Below are 16390 nucleotides of genomic sequence, written 5' to 3' on the forward strand. Positions count from 1 at the left end.
GACCGCACCCCAGGCCAAACCTTGGCAGCCGACGGTTCCGACCGCACCCCAGGCCAAACCTTGGCAGCCGACGGTTCCGACCGCACCCCAGGCCAGACCTTGGCAGCCGACGGTTCCGACCGCACCCCAGGCCAGACCTTGGCAGCCGACGGTTCCGACCGCACCCCAGGCCAGACCCTCGCCGAAGACGGTTCTTCTCGCACTAAAATGGGCGATACCGTGGCCGAAGGCGGTGGTGATCGTGTGATCGAACGCAACAGCGCAGTGAGCTGAGCCCATGGTGGCCCAGAAAAAAGCCCGATTCCTGCAATCGGGCTTTTGACTTTTCAACCCCCCTCGCTTTCCCGCCCGCCCCCCCCTCTATCGTTCGACGTCGGCAAAGCCGATTTGCTAGAGTGCGTCGCTCCCGTGAATCAGAAGTCAGCCTTGCGATGCTGCCCCGCGCCGAACAGAAACAACAGACCCGAATTGCCCTGATGGACGCAGCCCGCCATTTGATGGAGTGCGGCCGGGGCTTCGGTAGCCTGAGCCTGCGGGAAGTCGCCCGGACGGCAGGCATCGTGCCCACCGGGTTCTACCGGCACTTCGAGGACATGGACCAACTGGGCCTGGCATTGGTCAGCGAAGTCGGCCAGACCTTCCGCGAGACCATCCGCCTGGTACGTCACAACGAGTTCGTCATGGGCGGCATTATCGATGCGTCGGTGCGGATCTTTCTCGATGTGGTGCAAGCCAACCGTTCCCAATTCCTGTTCCTGGCCCGCGAGCAATACGGCGGGTCCCTGCCGGTGCGCCAGGCCATCGCCCAATTGCGCGAAGGCATCAGCTCGGACCTGGCCGCCGACCTGGCCTTGATGCCCAAGCTGCAGCACCTGGACCTGGCCGCCCTGGGCGTGATGGCCGACCTGATCGTCAAGAGCGTGTTCGCCACCCTGCCGGACATCATCGACCCACCGGCCCAAGCCCTTCCCGAGCACCTCACGCCCCAGGCGAAGATTACCCAGCAACTGCGGTTCATCTTCATTGGCCTCAAGCATTGGCAAGGGTTGGGCAGTACCGAATAGCTGTCGGCACGCCTCCTTTGTGGGAGCGAGCAAGCCCGCTTCCACAGATTCTTTGCGCCAGCCGCAAAATGGTGCGCGACACCCCAGCTCGCACCAATATGACACGCAATTCGCCCCATCCTGAAACGCCATCCCAGCTATTTCCTACACCTTCTTCGATTGGCAAGCCCCTTGCTCTAAACACCGCACCGTTCATTGCTGGAAACACTCCGATGCTGGTGATCCACCGCAGAATCGACACTCAACCGCACTGGGACGCCGAGCTGCACCTGACCTTCGACGCCCGCAGCAAAAGCCGTCTGCGCTGTTTCAGTGCCGAAGGTGAAGACGTGGGTTTGTTCCTGGAACGAGGCCAGCCGCCGCTGTACGACGGCGAATGCCTGCAGGCCGAAGACGGGCGCATCGTGCGCGTCTGCGCCCGCGCCGAACAATTGCTGCACGTCACCTGCGCCAACGCCTTCGAACTGACCCGCGCCGCCTATCACCTGGGCAATCGCCACGTGGCCCTGCAAGTGGGCGATGGCTGGCTGCGCCTGCTGGACGACTACGTGCTCAAGGCGATGCTCGAGCAGCTGGGCGCCAGCGTCGAATCTATCGAAGCCCCGTTCCAGCCAGAACACGGTGCCTATGGCGGCGGCCATCATCATTCCCGGCACGGCGACGAAGACTTCAACTACGCGCCGCGCCTGCATCAGTTTGGCGTGCGCACATGAACCCGGCCTGGGCGCTGCTGCGTCTGGCCAGCCCGCAGCTGCCGATTGGCGGCTACAGCTATTCCCAGGGGCTGGAGATGGCGGTGGACAATGGCCAGGTGAAAACCCCCGACGACGCGCGGCGCTGGATCAGCGATCAATTGCTGCTGAACCTGGCACGCTTCGAAGCGCCCTTGCTGCTGGCGCACTGCACCGCAGCCGCCGCTGACGATTGGGACGCGCTGCTGCGACGTTGCGAAGAACACCGCGCCAGCCGGGAAACCCGCGAGCTGTATCAGGAGAGCCGGCAGATGGGCTACTCGTTGCAGCAGTTGCTCGCGGGCCTGCCGGAACTCGACCGCGCCGCGCGAGGCTTTCTCGAACAGCGCAGCGAGCCGCATCTGGCGCTGGGCTGGGCCCTGGCCGCCCGCGCCTGGCAGATCGCCCCCCAGGACGCCCTCGCCGCCTGGCTGTGGAGTTGGCTGGAAAACCAACTGGCGGTGCTGATGAAAACCCTGCCCCTGGGCCAGCAAGCGGCCCAGCGCCTGACCAGCGAACTGCTGCCGCTGTTGCAACAGGCCCAGCACGACGCCTCGAACATTGACCCCGATCATTACGGCAGCGCCGCGTTTGGCCTGTCCCTGGCGTGCATGGCCCATGAGCGCCAGTACAGCCGTCTGTTCCGTTCCTAGGAGACACACATGAATACACAACCTCTGCGCGTCGGTATCGGCGGTCCGGTGGGCTCCGGCAAGACCGCCCTGACCTTGGCCCTGTGCCTGGCTCTACGTGAACGCTACAACCTGGCGGTGGTTACCAATGACATCTACACCCGCGAAGACGCCGACTTCCTGGTGCGCAACGAGGCCTTGGCGCCGGAGCGGATCATCGGCGTGGAAACCGGCGGCTGCCCGCACACCGCGATTCGCGAAGATGCGTCGATCAACCTTGAAGCGGTGGACCAGTTGAATAGACGCTTCCCGGGCCTGGACCTGATCCTGGTGGAATCGGGCGGCGACAACCTGTCGGCGACCTTCAGCCCGGAACTGTCGGACCTGACGATCTATGTGATCGACGTCTCGGCCGGCGACAAGCTGCCGCGCAAGGGCGGACCGGGCATTTGCAAATCCGACCTGCTGGTCATCAACAAAATCGACCTGGCACCTTTGGTGGGCGCGTCCCTGGAGATGATGGACAGCGACACCCGACGGATGCGCAACGGCAAGCCTTTCGTGTTCAGCAACCAGAAGACCGGCCAAGGCCTGGACGACATCATCGCCTTCATCGAGCGCCAGGGTCTGCTGAGCGCCGCCTGATTTTTCGACTGACAACAAGGAAGCTTATCCATGACGTACAAACGCATTCTCGGCGCACTCGCCCTGCTGCTGACCCCGGCCCTGGCCTTCGCCCACCCCGGCCACGGCGACAATGGCCTGATCGCCGGCCTCGGCCATCCCATCGGCGGGCTCGACCATTTGCTGGCGATGCTGGCGGTCGGTTTGTGGGCCGCGCAACAACAAGGCGCCGCGCGCTGGGCGCTGCCATGTACCTTCGTCGGTACGATGCTGCTCGGCGGCCTGCTGGGCTTTGAAGGTCTGGAGCTGCCGGCGCTGGAAAGCGGCATCGCCGCCTCGGTGCTCGCCCTGGGCCTGGCGGTGGCACTGGCGGTGCGTCCGCCGTTGAGCCTGGCGGTCGGTGCAACCGCCCTGTTTGCGCTGTTCCATGGCGTGGCCCATGGCTTGGAACTGCCGGACATGTCGAGCCCGTGGGCCTATGCGGCAGGCTTCGTCGCGGCCACGACGGCGCTGCACGGCGCAGGTTTTGCGCTGGTGCGGGTGTTGCCGCGAGCGGCGGCACCATTGGTCAGGTTGGCCGGGGCGGCTTCGGCGGGGGCTGGGGTTTGGTTGTTGGCGGGTTGATTTTCTAGCGCCTTCAAAGCCCCCTTCGCGAGCAAGCCCGCTCCCACATTTGATCGGTGTACACCGCACCTAATGTGGGAGCGGGCTTGCTCGCGAAGGCAGCCTGACAGGCACCCCATCTCCCACGGCCTGCCACTCTGCTACCATGTCGCGCAATCGCCTCCCCCAGCCGTGACGACTTCCGCCGATGCCTGATGCTTCCCGCCCCGCCCCCCAGCCTGAATTGATCGCCCTGTTCGCAACAGTGCGTCGGCATTTTCACGATGTGATCGTGCCAATGTGGCAAGGCCCGGGTTGGAACGCCGAATTGGCGCTGCCCTATGAATCCCTGGATGCCGGACATGCGCCGCTGGCGCCCCAGCGCTACCGCGCCATGGCCTGTGCGCGACAGTTGTATGTGTTCGCCAGCCTGATTGGCGAAGTCCCCGAGTCCGAGGAACGGGCCAGTGCCTTGTTCCGCTCGCTGCAACGGCACTTCCACGATGCCGAACACGGCGGCTGGTTCTACAGCATCGACCCCCAAGGCGCGCCGCTGGACACCGGCAAAGACCTCTACACCCACGCCTTTATCCTGTTCGCCTGCGCCCATTACTGGGACAAGGTCCGCGAACCGCTGGTGGAGTCGGTGCTCAACGCCAGCCTGGAGGTCATCGCCCAGCGCTTTGCCAGCGCGGAGGGCCTCTACGAAGCCAGCCTCAAGCGCGACTGGTCAACGACCGGCTCCGGCCCGTTGCAAAACCCCTTGATGCACCTGGCCGAAGCTTTCCTCGCCACGCTCTCGGTCCGCGAGGACGCCAACGTCCGCCAAGCATTGCTGAGCTTGTGCGACGGGATGTCCAAGCATTTCATCGAGCCGCAGCAACGGGTCATGATGGAAAAACCGCTCAAGGCTGTGGATAACTGGTTTGAGCCGGGTCACCAGTTCGAATGGTATTACTTGCTGGCCTCATCGCCGCTGTTGCGCAACGGCAAGCTGCACGCTGCCCTGGAGCAAAGCTTTGGTTATACCGAGCAGCAAGGCGTGAACCCGCAATCCGGCGCAGTGTGCGCCATGCTGGGCCTGGTGCCACACGCGGTCGCGCGCGATGCAACCCAACGCATCTGGGCCCAGGCCGAGTACCTGCGGGCACTCACGCTACGCCCGGGGAATCAGGCGGCTTTGCTGCACCAATTGCAGGCCTTGCAGCAACACTTCCTGCATACCAGGGGCTGGAACGAATGCCTGGACGCCAATGGCATGGTCAGCCGTCGGGACATGCCGTCCACCACGCCGTATCACCTGCTGACCTGCTATCGCGGGCTGGCCGACTATCTGGCGTAACGCCTCTGTGGCGAGGGGATTTATCCCCGCTGGGCTGCGCAGCAGCCTAAAAAGATAGATCGTGGGCTCAGGTCTTAGGGGAGCTATGCTCCCCAACGGGGATAAATCCCCTCGCCACAGGCTCTCCCGCTACGCCTTGTTGCGCTCGATGGCAAACCCGGCCCAGGTCTGGCTCACCGGCATCAGCTCCAGGCTGTTGATGTTGATGTGCGCCGGTGTGTTGAGCACCCAGAAAATCGTATCGGCGATGTCCTGTGGCTGGATCGGCTCGGCGCCGGCATAAGTCGCGTTGTAGCGCTCCTGATCGCCACCGAAGCGCACCAGGGAGAACTCGCTCTCGCACAGGCCCGGCTCGATGTTGCTCACCCGCACGCCCGTGCCTTGCAGGTCGCAACGCAGGTTCAGGGAGAACTGTTTGACGAACGCCTTGCTCGCCCCATACACGTGGCTGCCCGGATACGGGTAGTTGCCGGCGATAGAACCCAGGTTGACGATCCCGGCTCCACGGCCGTGGGCGATCAGACGCGGCAACAGCAGGCGCGTGCTGTAGATCAGCCCTTTGACATTGGTGTCGACCATGGTGTCCCAATCATCGAGGTCGCACTTGGGGGCAGGGTCGACGCCCAGGGCCAGGCCAGCATTGTTGATCAGCCCGCGCAACTTGGCGAAGGATGGCGGCAGGTTGGCGATGGCCTCTTCCATGGCCTTGCGATCACGCACATCCAGGACCAGGCCATGGACTTCGGTCTGCTTCGACAACTCGGCACAAAGGGCATTGAGGCGTTCTTCACGACGACCGGTCAGCACCAGTTTCCAACCAGCCTCGGCAAACCGACGGGCACAGGCTTCACCAAAACCGGACGTCGCGCCGGTGATAAACAGGGTGTCAGACATCGTGTTCTCCTTGTTTGAACTGCAAAAGCCATTGAATGGAAATCGGCCCACAGCATGCCCGGCCTGGCACGCCAGGGGCAAGGCTTGCCCATGAGCTTTGGCCACGACTGCTCATAAAACAACCAATCCACGCCAGGCCTTTCCCAACAAGGCCCGCAGCCGGTTGCGCGCACCTTATCCACAGGCACGTCCACAGTAATCGGGGGCAAGTGAAAATCCCGCAAGCCGCTGTGCATAAGGCTTTTCGGGGTATTTGGAAAATTTTTTCGCTTGACCCTGCAAGAGAGGTTGTGCACCGCAAGTTATCTGCTATAAGCCACAGGGAAATGGGCGATGGCTCCAAGCCAGTAACGACGGCCCTCAGCGCGGTCTTTCCAGAGTTTAGTCACAGACTTATCCACAGGCTTGCCCCCAATCTTTCGAGCTCATTCCCGCGTTCATAAAAGTGTTGACAACAGCCGCTCGCGCTTGCCTAAAAATACCTGATCAAAAAATGATCACAGCCCTGAAAGCCACGTATTAAAAGGCTTGCAGCCAGCTACTCCCACGTTACCCACAGCCAGTTCCACAGCAAACGGGGACAAGTCAAAACCGTGACAAAACAACTGTTTGCGGCGACTTTATGTCGCGGTTTCGCAGGGGCTCAGGATTGTTGTCCACAATTCTCCCAAGCGACCAAAGTCCCTTGTGGGAGCGGGCTTGCTCGCGAATGCGGTGGATCAGCCGGCATCGTGTTGATTGGCACACCGCATTCGCGAGCAAGCCCGCTCCCACAGGGAATGGGTGGTGGTTTGAAGAGATAAAAAAACCGGCGATCTCTCGCCGGTTTTTTTCATTACAGCTGCCGCCTCAATGCCCGCCCAGGTACGCGTTGCGCACTTCCTCGTTGGCGAGCAATTCCTTGCCAGTGCCAGTCAGACGAATTTCACCGTTGACCATCACATAGGCCCGGTCCGACAACCTGAGGGCGTGGTTGGCGTTCTGTTCCACCAGGAAGATGGTCATCCCGGTAGACGCCAGTTCACGCAAGGTGGCGAAGATCTGTTTCACCACGATCGGTGCCAGCCCCAGGCTCGGCTCATCGAGCAGCAACAACTTGGGCCGGCTCATCAATGCCCGGGCGATGGCGAGCATTTGCTGCTCGCCACCGGACATGGTCATGGCCCGCTGGTTGCGGCGCTCCTTGAGCCGTGGAAACAGCTCGAACATGCGCTGCATGTCTTCGCTGGCGTACTTGTCACCGATGGGAATGGTGCCCATCAGCAGGTTTTCCTCGACGGTCATGTCCGGGAATACCCGTCGCCCTTCCGGCGACTGCGCGATGCCGTTGGAGGCAATGTAGTGCGACGACTTGTGGGTGATGTCCACGCCCTGGTAGATGATCTGCCCGCCCGCCGCACGGGGCTGGCCGAAGATGGACATCAGCAGCGTGGACTTGCCGGCACCGTTGGAGCCGATCAGGCTCACGGTTTCACCTTCGCCAATATGCATTGAGACTTTTTTCAGGGCCTGGATCGGCCCGTAGAACACGTCCAATTCCTTGAGTTCGAGGATAGGTCCACTCATACCAGTTCCTCTTCATCGGCACCCAGGTAGGCCGCGATCACCTTCGGATCGTTGCGAATCGCCTCGGGACCGCCCTCGGCGATCACGTTGCCGTGGTCCAGCACCACGATGTGATCGGAAATGCTCATTACCATGCCCATGTCGTGTTCGATCAGCACCACGGTCAGATCATGCTCGTCGCGCAGCAGCCGGATCATCGCGCTCAGCGCTTCGGTTTCCTGAGGGTTGAGGCCGGCGGCCGGTTCGTCGAGGCAGATGATCTGCGGGCGCGTGCACATGGCCCGGGCGATTTCCAGGCGCCGTTGCTGACCGTAGGAAAGCTCGCCCGCCAGACGGTTGGCGCAGTCCACCAGGTCCACCACTTCCAGCCAATAGAACGCATGGTCCAGGGCGTCGCTTTCGGCCTTGCGATAGCCCTTGGTGTTGAGGATGCCCGCCACCATGCTGCGGTTGACCCACATGTGCTGGGCCACCAGCAGGTTTTCCAGCACCGACATTTCCTTGAACAGGCGAATGTTCTGGAAGGTGCGTGCCAAACCGGCGCGGTTCACCAGGTGGGTACCACCGAACATCTTGTAGTACAGCCGGCTGGCGAAGGACTTCGGCGACACGAAGTCCGTTGGGCGAAACGCTTCGCCCAACAGCTTGATGACGTTGGTTTGCTCGCCACGCACGTTGAGCTCGATCTTGCCGCCCGAGGCCTTGTAGAAACCGGTCAGGCAGTTGAACACCGTGGTCTTGCCCGCGCCATTGGGACCGATCAGGGCAAAGATCGAGTTGCGTTTGACTTGCAGGCTGACATCGCTGAGGGCCTTGATGCCACCGAACTGCATCATCAGGTTTTCGACTTTGAGTACGACTTCGCTCATGGTGCTACCCCCTTGCGCGGCGTCACGCCGGTACGGCTGATACGGATCAGGCCGCGAGGACGCCAGATCATCATCAACACCATCAGTACGCCGAACAACAACACCCGGTATTCAGAGAAGCTGCGCAGCAGCTCCGGCGCCACGGTGAGCACGAATGCCGCGATCACCACGCCCACCGTCGAGCCCATGCCGCCGAGTACGACGATCGCCAGGATCAGCGCCGATTCGAAGAAGGTGAACGACGACGGGTTGACGAAGCCTTGGTAACTGGCAAAGAACACCCCGGCCAGGCCAGCCGTGGACGCACCGATAGTGAACGCCGAGAGCTTGACCAGCACATGGTTCAGGCCCATGGAACGGCAGGCGATTTCATCCTCGCGCAGGGCTTCCCAGGCACGGCCGACCGGCATGCGGGTCAGGCGATGCTTGACATAGAGCACCAGCAGTACCGTGATGAACAACACGATGTAGATGAACAGGAATTTGATGTTGGGGTTGTAGTCGATGCCGAAGAACTCATGGAACGGCACCCCGCCATCCTTCGCCCGCCTGCCGAATTCCAGGCCCAGGAAAGTCGGTGAAGGCACCGGCATGCCATTGGGCCCACCGGTGAACGACAGCCAATTGTTGAGCACTAGGCGAATGATCTCGCCAAAGCCCAGGGTTACGATGGCCAGGTAGTCACCGTGCATTCGCAACACCGGGAATCCCAATATGCACCCCGCCATCGCCGCCGCGATGGCTGCCAGCGGCAACACCGTCCAGAAGCCCAGCCCCAGGTACTGGTAGCCCAGCGCCAGGCCATAGGCGCCGATGGCGTAGAACGCCACGTAACCCAGGTCGAGCAGCCCCGCCAGGCCGACCACGATGTTCAGGCCCAGGCCCAACAGCACGTAGATCAGCCCGAGAATGACCACCGTGAGCACGTACTTGTTGGCGAAGAACGGAAACACGATGGCAATCACGATCAGCGCCGGGATGATCCAGCGCAGCCGCGATTTGTAGTCCGGCGGCAGCACGTGCACGCCGGAGCCGGTGCTTTCGAAACCCTGGAGAATCTTCAGTCCCTTGGGGGTTTGCAGGAACAGGCTCAAGACAAAGCGCCCGACCATCACGATCGCCACCAGCCAGCCGACACGGGCCGGTTGCAGGTTGAAGCTGTAGCCGTCGAGCACCACGCCGACAATGGGCCCGAACACGATCAGCGAGATCAGGCCAGCCAGGATCGCGTCGATGACGCTCTGTTTGATATCAAGCGGTTTATTGGCAGCAGACATACTTATACCTTCGCCACGAGTGGGCGACCCAACAGGCCTTGGGGACGGAAAATCAGAATCAGCACCAGCAGCGAGAAACTGAACACGTCTTTGTAGTCGGAGTTGATCAGACCGGAGAACAGCGACTCGGAAATCCCGAGGATGATCCCGCCGAGCATGGCCCCAGGCAGGGAACCGATGCCGCCGAGTACCGCCGCGGTGAACGCCTTGATGCCGATGATGAAGCCGGCATAGAAGTCGAATGTGCCGTAGTTCATGGTGATCAGCACGCCGGCCAGGGCCGCCATGGCCGCACCGATGATGAATACGTAGGAAATCACCCGGTCGGTGTTGATCCCCAGGATCGAGGCCATCTTGCGGTCTTGCTGGGTGGCGCGGCACATGCGTCCGAGCTTGGTGTACTTGATGATGTAGGTCAGCAACGCCATCCCGGCGAATGCGGCGATCAGGATGAAGATCTTGGTGTAGGTGAGCTGGACGAAACCGCTGCCGATGTCGAGGCGCATGGCACCTTCGAGCAGCGTCGGGACACCCTGTTGACGGGCACCCTGGCTGATCTGTGCGTAGTTCTGCAGGATCAGCGAAATACCGATGGCACTGATCAGCGGTGCGAGCCGGGTCGAGTTGCGCAGGGGTTTATAGGCGACGCGTTCGATGACCCAACCGTAGACCCCGGTGACCACCACCGTGAACACGAGCGTGCCAAGGATCATGAGTGGAAAGGATTCGATACCGAAGTAAGCCAGCAGAGCCAGACTGATTGCCGCGAGGTAAGCGGAAATCATGTAAACCTCGCCGTGGGCGAAGTTGATCATGCCGATGATGCCGTAGACCATTGTGTAGCCGATGGCGATCAGACCATAGACCGACCCGAGGGTCAGGCCATTGATCAGTTGCTGCAGGAAAATACCATCCATAACGCAATCTCACGCAGTGAGAACCTGCACACCTTTGGGTGCGCGGCTCTTCTAAGGAAAATACAGATTAACGTCGGAGCAATGTCAGGCACGACCAGCGTGCGCCCTTTGGAAACCGGGGCTTGCCCGGTTCCCAAAGGCGGCGTTGACGGTCGCGTCAGCCCTTACTTCTGTTTTTCCAGCTGGTGGTATTTGCCGTCCTTGTCCCACTGGTAGACCACGTAGTCGGAGACTTTCAAGTCGCCCTTGGTGTCCCATTCCTTCTTGCCCATCACAGTCTGGACGGGGTTGGCCTTGAGCCACTTGGCCGCGTCTTCGCCTTTATTGGACTTGGCGCCATTGAAACCGGCGGCCAGGGCCTGGACCGAAGCGTAGGCGTACAGGGTGTAGCCTTCAGGCTCGGTACCATTCTTGCGGAACTCTTCAACCACGGCCTTGCTGTCTGGGAGCAGGCGCGGGTCGGCGCCGAAGGTCATGTACACACCATCGACGTATTGCGCGCCGCCGGCGGTGGTGACCAGTTCGTCGGTGACGATGCCATCGTCGGACATGAACTTCACATCCTTGAGACCTTGCTCACGCAGCTGGCGAACCAGCGGGCCGGCTTCCGGGTGCAGGCCACCGAAATAGACCACGTCGGCACCGGCCGAACGGATCTTGGTGACCACGGCGCTGAAGTCTTTCTCGCCGCGGGTCAGGCCTTCGTACAACACTTCCTTCACGCCACGCTTGGCCAGCTGTGCCTTGGTGGCATCCGCCAAGCCTTGGCCGTAGGTGTCCTTGTCGTGCAGCACAGCCACTTTCTTGCCCTTGAGCACGTCGACGATGTAGTCACCTGCCACGATGCCCTGCTGGTCGTCACGACCGCACATGCGGAACATTGCGCTCAGGCCGCGCTCGGTGACCTGTGGGTTGGTGGAGCCCGGGGTGATAGCGATGATGCCGGCTTCGTCGTAGACCTCGGAGGCCGGGATGGTATTGGACGAGCAGAAGTGCCCGACCACGCCGATCACCTTGTCCTGATCGACCAAGCGGTTGGCCACCGCCACGGCCTGCTTGGGTTCGCAGGCGTCGTCACCCGCGACCAGTACGATTTTCTCGCCGTTGACGCCGCCAGCCTTGTTGATGGCATCGGCTGCCGCCTGGGCACCCTTCATGTACTGCTCGCCGAATGCGGCGTTGGCGCCGGTCATCGGCCCCGCCACACCAAATTTCACATCAGCTTGGGCAAACGCAGAAACACCCAGCGCAGCTGCCACTGCGAGGGCCAGGAAACCTTTCTTGTAAAACGTCTGGGACATGAGGTGGTGCTCCAAGGTTTTTTTTAGTTGGCACTGCGACTTCATTTCACTGAAAAGCTCAGAGCAAGGGCCGTGCCATCGGTTTTTTATTCTGAAAAAAGTCGCTGCTTTATTGTTATTTCGACTGTTTCGGGCCCTTTTTCATGGGGCGTGCAACCGTCTAAACCGCACAAGGTGCAACCTTTTATTCAAACGGGTAAAACCCTCCGTGAGCCATCATTGCAACCATCGCGCGAAACGGCGTGCAACCACTGTGTAACAACCCACGTCACCGAACTGCACACTGTCGGTGCGCGACTGCTACAACCCGCACCATAACAGGCTAGACGCTACGCCGGAAAACGCGGCTGCCGGCAACAATTTTCAACACTCAAATGACAATCCGCAGGCACTGGCCCGCGTGATACAGCGAAAAGCCAGCTTCATACAGGCAACTGCGCAATCCCACCCCCGCCAGCGGCTGCATGGGGGCGAACGGAATCGGCAGGGCCTGGGCATTGCCGTGACACAGGTAATCGGCGAACGCCTTGCCGACCACCGTACCGGTGGTCACGCCCCGGCCGTTGTAGCCAGTCACGGCCACCAGCCCGGGAGCGGGTTCGAACAGGCGCATCAAGTGATCGGGGGTGAAGGCGATGCAACCGGTCCAGGTGCACTCCCACTCCACCGGCTTGAGATAAGGAAAGTAGTGTTGCTGCACCCGGTCGGCCCAGGCCTTGAGGAACCAGGTCGGCTTGCGGTTGCCGTTGCCCAGGCTGCCCAGCAGCAAACGACCGTCCTTGTCCCGGCGGATGCTGCTCAGCACCTGGCGGGTATCCCACGAGCCCTGCCCGCCCGGCAGAATGCGTTGGGCGGCCTCGTCGGCCAGCGGGACGGAAGCGACCTGATAGTAATAACCTGGGAAAAAATTGCGCCGCAGCTCGGTCCAGTCACCCTCGGTATAGGCATTGGAGGCAATCACCACCTGCTCGGCCAGTACCGAACCCTGGGCGGTCTGCACTGACCAGCGCTGGCCTTGACGTTCCAGGCGCGTCACCGGCGAATGGTCGAACAACTGGCCACCAAGGTCCGTGGCGGCCTTGGCCAGCCCGCTGGTGTAGGCCATCGGATTGAGCGTGCCGGCGCGGCGGTCGAGCAATGCGGCGGCGATTTTCGAGGTGCCTGTCGCCTCGGCACAGGCCTGGCCGGTGAGCAATTCCACCGGGGCGCCACGGCGCTTCCATTGCGCTTCGCGACTGCGCAGGTCGGCCTCACCTCGGGCGTTATGAGCCATGTGCAAGGTGCCTTCGCGGCGCAACTGGCAATCGATGTTGTATTTATCGATGAGGCTGAACACCAGGGCCGGCGCGGCTCCCAACATGCGGTTGAGCTGGCTGCCCACCGCCTCGCCGAATCCGGCCTCAATGTCATCCGGCGGGATCCACAGCCCGGCGTTCACCAGACCGACGTTACGCCCCGATCCGCCATGCCCGGCCCGATGGGCTTCCAACACGGCCACGCGCTTGCCTTGTTCGAGCAAGTGCACCGCCGCCGACAGCCCGGTGAACCCTGCGCCGATTACACAGACATCGACCGAGATTTCGCCGGTGAGGGCATTGTTTTCAGGCCTTTGCGGCGTCAGTTTTTCCCACAGACATTCTTCGCGTAACGGCATTGCCAGACTCCGAAAAAGAAACCCAACCACCACACATTCAATGGTGGGAGCGGGCTTGCTCGCGAAAGCGGACGGTCATCCAACATTGATGTCGACTGATACACCGCCTTCGCGAGCAAGCCCGCTCCCACCTGGGATCACTGCTTGGCTCAAGCCTCAGTCGAAGGTAATCCCTTGGGCCAACGGCAACTCCAACGAGTAGTTCACGGTGTTGGTCTGGCGACGCATGTAGCCGCGCCACGCATCGGAACCGGATTCGCGACCGCCGCCGGTTTCTTTTTCGCCACCGAATGCGCCGCCGATTTCCGCGCCGCTCGGGCCAATGTTGACGTTGGCGATGCCGCAGTCGCTGCCCACGGCCGACATGAACTGCTCGGCTTCACGCACGTCGGTGGTGAAGATGCAGGACGACAGGCCCTGGGGCACGGCATTGTTCAGGTGCAAGGCTTCGGCGAAGTCCTTGTAGCCGACCACGTACAGGATCGGCGCGAAGGTTTCGTGGCGTACCACATCACTCTGCTCGGGCATCTCGACAATGGCCGGCGAGACGTAATAGGCATTCGGGAACTGGTCTTCGAGCTGGCGCTTGCCACCAAACACGCGCCCGCCTTCGCTCAGGGCCTGCTCCAGCGCGTCCTGCATGCCGTCGAAGCTGTGCTTGTCGATCAGTGGCCCGACCAGGTTGCCTTCCAGCGGATGACCGATGCGTACTTTCGAGTAGGCGGCCTTGAGGCGGGTGACGATCTCTTCCTTCACCGACTCGTGGGCGATCAGCCGGCGCAGGGTGGTGCAACGCTGGCCGGCGGTGCCGACGGCGCTGAACAGGATAGCGCGCACCGCCATGTCCAGGTCGGCGCTCGGCGCCAGGATCATGGCGTTGTTACCGCCCAGCTCGAGAATGCTGCGGGCAAAACGCGCGGCGACTTTCGGCGCCACTTCACGGCCCATGCGAGTGCTGCCGGTGGCGCTGATCAAGGCCACGCGCGGATCATCCACCAGGGCCTCACCGGCATCACGACCGCCGATGATCACCTGGCTCAGGTACGGTGGTGCGTCGCTGAAGTTCTTCAGCACGCGTTCGAACAGCGCCTGGCACGCCAGGGCGGTGAGAGGGGTCTTTTCCGAGGGTTTCCAGATCACCGAGTTGCCGCAGACCAGGGCCAGCGTGGTGTTCCAGGCCCAGACCGCGACGGGGAAGTTGAAGGCACTGATCACCCCGACCACGCCCAGCGGATGCCAGGATTCACGCATGTGGTGGCCCGGACGCTCGGAGGCGATGGTCAGGCCGTACAACTGGCGGGACAGGCCGACGGCGAAGTCGCAGATGTCGATCATCTCTTGCACTTCACCCAGACCTTCCTGGGTGATCTTGCCGGCTTCCCACGACACCAGCTCGCCGAGGTCGGCCTTGTATTCACGCAACAGGTCGCCGAATTGACGCACCAGCTCGCCGCGACGCGGGGCCGGTACCTGGCGCCACAGGTCGAAGGCGTGCTCGGCACGGCTGACCTGCTGCTCGACTTCAGCGGCGCCTTCCCAGTTCACGGCGCCGATGCGGCTGCCATCGATAGGCGAATGCACCGGCTGTGTGCCGCCTTGGTACAAGGCCGGATTGACGCCCAGACGATCAAGCAATGCAGCAACCATGGGGTAACTCCTCTAAACGAGCGATAAGAGATTGGCGGACGGACAATCACCGTCCGATCAGGCCTCTAGTTTTAGCCGGCCCGAGTCTTGCCAACAAACGACCATTAAGCGAGATATCATTCCGTTTATTCATGCTGCCCCTGACTCGATTTATAGAGCAACAAGAAAAAGGCCCCCGTCATGCTCAATAAGCGCTATCTACCGTCGATCACCGCACTCCAGTGCTTCGAAGCCGTGACTCGCCACCTGAGCTTTACCCGTGCCGCCGAAGAGCTCCATCTGACCCAGAGCGCCGTCAGCAAACAGGTCGCTCAACTCGAGGAACTGTTGCAGCACCTGCTGTTTCGGCGTGTGCGCCGCCGCTTGCAACTGACACCGGCCGGGGAGCTGTACTTGGGGGAAGTGCGAAAAATCCTCACACAGGTGGAGATGTCCACCCACTACCTGCGCTCCTACGGCGGCGATACCGAAGTGCTGCGTGTTTCCACGCCTCCGACGTTCGGTGCCCGCTGGCTGGTCCCGCGCCTGAAGGGTTGGCGGTTGCGTCATCCGAAAATTCATCTGGACCTGTGCAGCGAGCAGGAAGCCGACGACTTGCAGCAGGGGCGCAGTGACCTGGCGTTCTACTTCGGTCAGGGTTCACGCCCTGGCACCGAGTCCCTGAGACTGTTCGACGAAGAGTTGGTGCCGGTCTGCGCGCCCGGCAGCCTGCCTGACCAGGCCTTCACCGACCCGACCCAACTGGCCGAGTTGGTGCTGCTGCAAAACGCCTCGCGCCCCCAGGCTTGGCACGACTGGTTCGCCAGCCAGGGCTACCACACCGAACACAGTTACCACGGGCCGCGTTTCGAAACCTTCTACATGTGCATCCGTGCCGCCCAGGTCGGCTGCGGCGTTGCCCTGCTGCCACGGTTCCTGGTGGAAGAAGAACTGGCCGACGGCAAACTGGTCATTCCCTGGCAGCATGCGATGCCGAGCACCGATGCTTACTACCTGGCCTACCCCGAACACTCGGCGGAAGTGCCCAAGGTGCGGCTTTTTGTGGAGTGGATGCTGGAGCAGCTCGATAGCCCCGATATGTCGCAATAGCTGCAGCCAGCACCAAGCCCTGTGGCGAGGGAGCTTGCTCCCGCTGGGGCGCGAAGCGGCCCCTTTCCATGCGGGCGCTACGCACCCGAGCGGGAGCAAGCTCCCTCGCCACAAAGGCCAACGGATACTAAAAATCACTGGCAATACCCACCCAGGTTATGCGCCACTAACCCCTCATCC

15 protein-coding genes and 1 pseudogene are annotated in these 16390 nt (G+C 61.9%); 8 read left to right on the forward strand and 8 right to left on the reverse strand.

All coding sequences use genetic code 11. The features are described from left to right. The 7 genes and pseudogenes from BT125_RS26750 to BT125_RS26780 form a co-directional block, all read left to right on the forward strand. Positions 1-273 (forward strand): annotated as a pseudogene (locus BT125_RS26750) (hypothetical protein); the annotation flags it as partial. A 158-nt stretch (positions 274-431) separates the two neighbouring features. Further along, positions 432-1064, forward strand: coding sequence for a TetR family transcriptional regulator (locus tag BT125_RS26755; protein WP_060739390.1), 633 nt, complete (start codon positions 432-434; stop codon positions 1062-1064). Between the two features lie 212 nt (positions 1065-1276). After that, positions 1277-1777, forward strand: coding sequence for an urease accessory protein UreE (gene ureE, locus BT125_RS26760; protein WP_072411994.1), 501 nt, complete (start codon positions 1277-1279; stop codon positions 1775-1777). After that, entirely contained in the window at positions 1774-2448 is a 675-nt protein-coding gene (locus tag BT125_RS26765) for an urease accessory protein UreF (RefSeq protein WP_072411996.1), read from the forward strand. Before ureE ends, BT125_RS26765 begins: the two co-directional genes overlap by 4 nt. 9 nt (positions 2449-2457) lie before the next feature. After that, complete coding sequence (gene ureG / locus BT125_RS26770; RefSeq protein ID WP_060739393.1) at positions 2458-3072, forward strand: urease accessory protein UreG; 615 nt, start codon at positions 2458-2460, stop codon at positions 3070-3072. A 30-nt stretch (positions 3073-3102) separates the two neighbouring features. Then, on the forward strand, positions 3103-3675 hold the full coding sequence (locus BT125_RS26775; RefSeq protein ID WP_072411998.1) for a HupE/UreJ family protein: 573 nt from the start codon (positions 3103-3105) through the stop codon (positions 3673-3675). Between the two features lie 187 nt (positions 3676-3862). Continuing rightward, on the forward strand, positions 3863-4996 hold the full coding sequence (locus tag BT125_RS26780) for an AGE family epimerase/isomerase (RefSeq protein WP_072412000.1): 1134 nt from the start codon (positions 3863-3865) through the stop codon (positions 4994-4996). Positions 4997-5125: 129 nt separating this feature from the next. On the opposite strand, the gene BT125_RS26785 is transcribed toward BT125_RS26780, so the two are convergent. The 8 genes from BT125_RS26785 to BT125_RS26825 form a co-directional block, all read right to left on the reverse strand. Then, the gene (locus tag BT125_RS26785; RefSeq protein ID WP_072412002.1) at positions 5126-5890 is read right to left on the reverse strand and encodes an SDR family oxidoreductase; all 765 of its coding nucleotides are present in this window, start codon (positions 5888-5890) and stop codon (positions 5126-5128) included. Positions 5891-6739: 849 nt separating this feature from the next. Continuing rightward, positions 6740-7456, reverse strand: a complete 717-nt coding sequence (locus BT125_RS26795) for an ABC transporter ATP-binding protein (RefSeq protein WP_018606262.1) — start codon at positions 7454-7456, stop codon at positions 6740-6742. Beyond that, positions 7453-8325, reverse strand: coding sequence for an ABC transporter ATP-binding protein (locus BT125_RS26800; protein WP_063323162.1), 873 nt, complete (start codon positions 8323-8325; stop codon positions 7453-7455). Before BT125_RS26800 ends, BT125_RS26795 begins: the two co-directional genes overlap by 4 nt. Next, positions 8322-9602 (reverse strand): high-affinity branched-chain amino acid ABC transporter permease LivM, encoded by a 1281-nt coding sequence (gene livM, locus BT125_RS26805; protein ID WP_072412004.1) that lies wholly within the window; start codon positions 9600-9602, stop codon positions 8322-8324. The genes BT125_RS26800 and livM overlap by 4 nt, the downstream gene beginning before the upstream one ends. 2 nt (positions 9603-9604) lie before the next feature. Next, the gene (locus BT125_RS26810; protein ID WP_072412007.1) at positions 9605-10519 is read right to left on the reverse strand and encodes an ABC transporter permease subunit; all 915 of its coding nucleotides are present in this window, start codon (positions 10517-10519) and stop codon (positions 9605-9607) included. A 164-nt stretch (positions 10520-10683) separates the two neighbouring features. Then, a complete protein-coding gene (locus tag BT125_RS26815; RefSeq protein WP_053177902.1) occupies positions 10684-11820 on the reverse strand; it encodes a branched-chain amino acid ABC transporter substrate-binding protein in 1137 nt (378 codons plus the stop codon). A gap of 370 nt (positions 11821-12190) precedes the next feature. Further along, positions 12191-13474 (reverse strand): L-pipecolate oxidase, encoded by a 1284-nt coding sequence (locus BT125_RS26820; protein ID WP_072412014.1) that lies wholly within the window; start codon positions 13472-13474, stop codon positions 12191-12193. 156 nt (positions 13475-13630) lie between these two features. Further along, positions 13631-15121 (reverse strand): L-piperidine-6-carboxylate dehydrogenase, encoded by a 1491-nt coding sequence (locus BT125_RS26825; protein WP_072412016.1) that lies wholly within the window; start codon positions 15119-15121, stop codon positions 13631-13633. 180 nt (positions 15122-15301) lie between these two features. Here BT125_RS26825 and BT125_RS26830 point away from each other — a divergent pair, with 180 nt between their 5' ends. After that, positions 15302-16210, forward strand: a complete 909-nt coding sequence (locus BT125_RS26830) for a LysR family transcriptional regulator (RefSeq protein WP_072412018.1) — start codon at positions 15302-15304, stop codon at positions 16208-16210. Positions 16211-16390 lie beyond the last annotated feature (180 nt).

Origin of the sequence: Pseudomonas sp. NFACC04-2, from assembly GCF_900119265.1 — a bacterium.
GTDB classification, from domain to species: Bacteria; Pseudomonadota; Gammaproteobacteria; order Pseudomonadales; family Pseudomonadaceae; genus Aquipseudomonas; species Aquipseudomonas fluorescens_AA.